General features: G+C 42.3%; 3 protein-coding genes and 1 pseudogene. All 4 read right to left on the reverse strand.

Translation table 11 applies throughout. The features are described from left to right. Window positions 1-242 (reverse strand): annotated as a pseudogene (locus L652_RS0101480) (allantoinase); the annotation flags it as partial. Between the two features lies 1 nt (window position 243). Then, window positions 244-1,455 carry a urate hydroxylase PuuD gene (locus L652_RS0101485; RefSeq protein WP_024595280.1) on the reverse strand — a complete coding sequence of 404 codons (1,212 nt, stop codon included), beginning with the start codon at window positions 1,453-1,455 and terminating at the stop codon, window positions 244-246. Window positions 1,456-1,460: 5 nt separating this feature from the next. Further along, complete coding sequence (guaD, locus tag L652_RS0101490) at window positions 1,461-2,825, reverse strand: guanine deaminase (RefSeq protein WP_024595279.1); 1,365 nt, start codon at window positions 2,823-2,825, stop codon at window positions 1,461-1,463. 2 nt (window positions 2,826-2,827) lie between these two features. Next, a partial coding sequence (uraH, locus tag L652_RS0101495) for a hydroxyisourate hydrolase (protein ID WP_253951839.1) occupies window positions 2,828-3,206 on the reverse strand: 379 nt, incomplete at its 5' end.

Below are 3,206 nucleotides of genomic sequence, written 5' to 3' on the forward strand. Positions count from 1 at the left end.
GAGCCATATTCGTAAATAGATTCCATGCTTATATGGCGGTCTTCTACATGCGGGGCACTGACTATTTCAGATAAAAATGTTTCGGCTGCTGCATCACCATGCAATACACAGTTTTCGCCGCCTTCTTCGTAATTTAATACCACTTGTACAGCTATACGGGCTTTATTGGGCCAATTTGCATGTGGTACATCAGGGCCATAACCAATTAAATCGCGCGGGTAGTTTTTAAATTGCTCGCTCATGTTATTGCTCCTTTTTAAGTGCGCTGAGCCAAGAGCCTAGCGTTTCGCGCTCTGCGTCAGTCATTTTGGTCATATTGGCCAGTGGCATGTCTTTGGTTATAACCGCGCGGGTATGAATAAGCGTGCTGGCCTTTTTTACATCATTAATAGAGTCGAGCTTAAAGCCAAGTGGCGCTGCTTGAAAAAGCTCAGAGGTGGGTGTTTCGCTGTGACACCCAGTACAGTGTTTGCTAATTATATCCCACGCTTGTGCGTCGGTAATACTTGTTTGTAAAGGCGCGCTTTCGCCTGCATTTGTTGGTGTACTGGGCCAAGGGGCTATGGCGAGCATAAGAGCAAAAAAGGCGGCAATACCGCTTACAAGTACTGAGGGTTTATTAATACCTTGATGTTTTAAGTTAAAATAATGGCGTATCCACATACCAATACCAAACAGCGCAATTAAAATAAGCCAGCCAAAGTTGTGGCTATACGTGTAAGGAAAGTGGTTGCTCAGCATTATAAATACCACGGGTAACGTGGCGTAGTTATTATGAATAGAACACAGCTTTGCCTTTAAACCTGGCGCTGAATCAGGGATTCTACCGGCTTCTACTTCACTTACCATATAGCGTTGCCCTGGCATAATAATGTGATACACATTACCCACCATACACGTGCCAATAAGTGCACCTACATGAATATACACAGCGCGGTCGCTAAATAATTGATCAACCCCAAAAGTCCACAGAGCTAATAAACCAATAACTACAGCAATAAACACTTTGCCGTTTTCGACCAGTGAGGTTTTACACAATAAACGATAAACACCATAACCTAAGCCAATAAAACCAAGGGATGCGCCAATAGCTGCAAATTTACTTAGCTCACTTTTACTGTTATCAATTAAATACACATCGGCGCCAACATAATAAAGTAAGCTAAATAGTAATATACCGGTGATCCACGTTGTGTAGGCTTCCCACTTAAACCAGTGCAAAGTATGCGGCATTTGTTCAGGGCCATTTTGATACTTAGCCACTTCGTAAAAGCCACCACCATGCACGGCCCATAAATCGCCTTTTATGCCTTTATCTATTTTCCACTGCGGTGGTGTTTGTAGGTTGTTATCAAGCCATGCAAAATAAAATGAAGCGCCAATCCATGCTATACCAGCAATAACATGAAAATAACGCAGTACTAAATGAGCAAGCTCAAATAAATAGTTTTCCATAACGGTTAAGCCTCTTCTAATACCGGTGAGCGGGTGTCTGAAAATTGATTGTTATCATCGCGCTTGTACACACTTTTACCCATAATGTAGGTTTGCTCAACGCAGCGGTCGTCGCCTAACATCATCATTGCAAATAATTTTTCATGCAGGGTTTTGGCATGCTGTATTCTAAATTTTAAAAATGGGGTTGCTGAACAATCCATTACAATAAAATCGGCTTCACAACCGGCTTCAAAATTACCAATTGTCCCTTCTAAATCGAGCGTTCTAGCACCGCCGAGTGTTGCTAAATACAACCCTTTAAATGCTGAAAACTTTTGACCTTGTAATTGCTGAATTTTGTACGCTTCGTTACCTGTTTGTAGCATAGAAAAGCTTGTTCCCGCGCCTACATCGGTACCCATGCCTACGTTTATGCCGTGCTCTTCACAGGCTTTTAAATTTAAAAGTCCTGATCCTAAAAATAGGTTTGAGGTAGGGCAGTGCGATATTGCCGCATTGTTATCTGCAAGGCAGCATAGCTCGCGCTCAGATAAATGAATACTATGGGCAAATACTGAGCGTTTACGTACCATTTTTGCTTGCTCGTACACGCCTAAGTAATCTTCGGCTTCTGGAAATAGTCCTTTTACCCATTCGCACTCGTCTTTGTTTTCAGATAAGTGTGTATGCAGGTAGGTGTCTGGGTATTCTTCAAGCAACTGAGTACATTTTTGAAGTTGCTCAGGGGTTGATGTGGGGGCAAAACGCGGTGTAACTGCGTAGCTTAACCTATCAATATTGTGCCATTTTTCGATGAGGGCTTTAGATTCGTCATAACTTGTTTGCGCGCAATCAGATAAGTCGTCAGGGCAGTTACGGTCCATCATTACTTTACCGGCAATCATGCGTAAATTGCGTTTTTGTGATTCTTTAAAAAACGCATCAACCGATTGCGGATGCACAGTGCCAAATACAAGGGCAGTGGTTGTGCCATTGCGCAGCAGCTCGTCTAAAAAGCGGTTAGATATCTCTTTTGAATAATGCTCACAGGTAAACTTTTTTTCGGTTGGGAAGGCGTATTCGGTGAGCCAACTTAAAAGCTGCTCGCCATACGCGCCTACCATTTCGGTTTGCGGCAAATGTATGTGTGTGTCAATCATACCAGGCATAACGAGCTTACCATCGTGGCGGATAACACGCGCTGATTTATCAATTGTAGGCAGTATGTCTTGCTCATAGCCAAGCTTAACTACTTTGCCGTGCTTGATAACTAATGCGCCTTTTTCAAAAAAACGATGGGCGTTTTCGCCAGCAATGGCAGGGTCGTCAACAAAGTCGAGTATATCGGCACAAACTACTGTTAAGTTATTATTGTTTTGCGTGCTCATTATTAGCTACCTCTGTATGTAGAGTAGCCAAACGGGCTAAGCAACAACGGAATATGGTGATGTTTAGTATCTTGTAATCTAAACGTTATTTGCGCCTCTGGGTAAAACGCAGGGGTAGGTTGGTTTTGGTAATAACTATCTAAATCAAATACTAGCTTATAGGTTGCAAATTCTACTTCTGTATTTAGCCAATCGGTAATTCGCCCATCGGAATCGGTTTTGCCTTGGGTTAGTTGTACCCATTCGTTATTTGTAAGTTTAAATAGCTTAACAGCAACATTTGCTGCTGGTTTTCCGGTGCTTGTATCAAGTATATGGGTAGTTATAGGGCTTTTGCTCATAGCAGTGACTCCAATCTTATTTTTGTTATTTTGGCTTGTT

Source organism: Pseudoalteromonas sp. TB25, assembly GCF_000497995.1.
In the GTDB taxonomy this organism is placed as follows: domain Bacteria; phylum Pseudomonadota; class Gammaproteobacteria; order Enterobacterales; family Alteromonadaceae; genus Pseudoalteromonas; species Pseudoalteromonas distincta.

Excerpts from the sequence above, each read along its gene's own strand:
- L652_RS0101485 (WP_024595280.1), bottom strand. The coding sequence starts at position 1,455 with ATGGAAAACTATTTATTTGAGCTTGCTCATTTAGTACTGCGTTATTTT.
- guaD (WP_024595279.1), bottom strand. The coding sequence starts at position 2,825 with ATGAGCACGCAAAACAATAATAACTTAACAGTAGTTTGTGCCGATATA.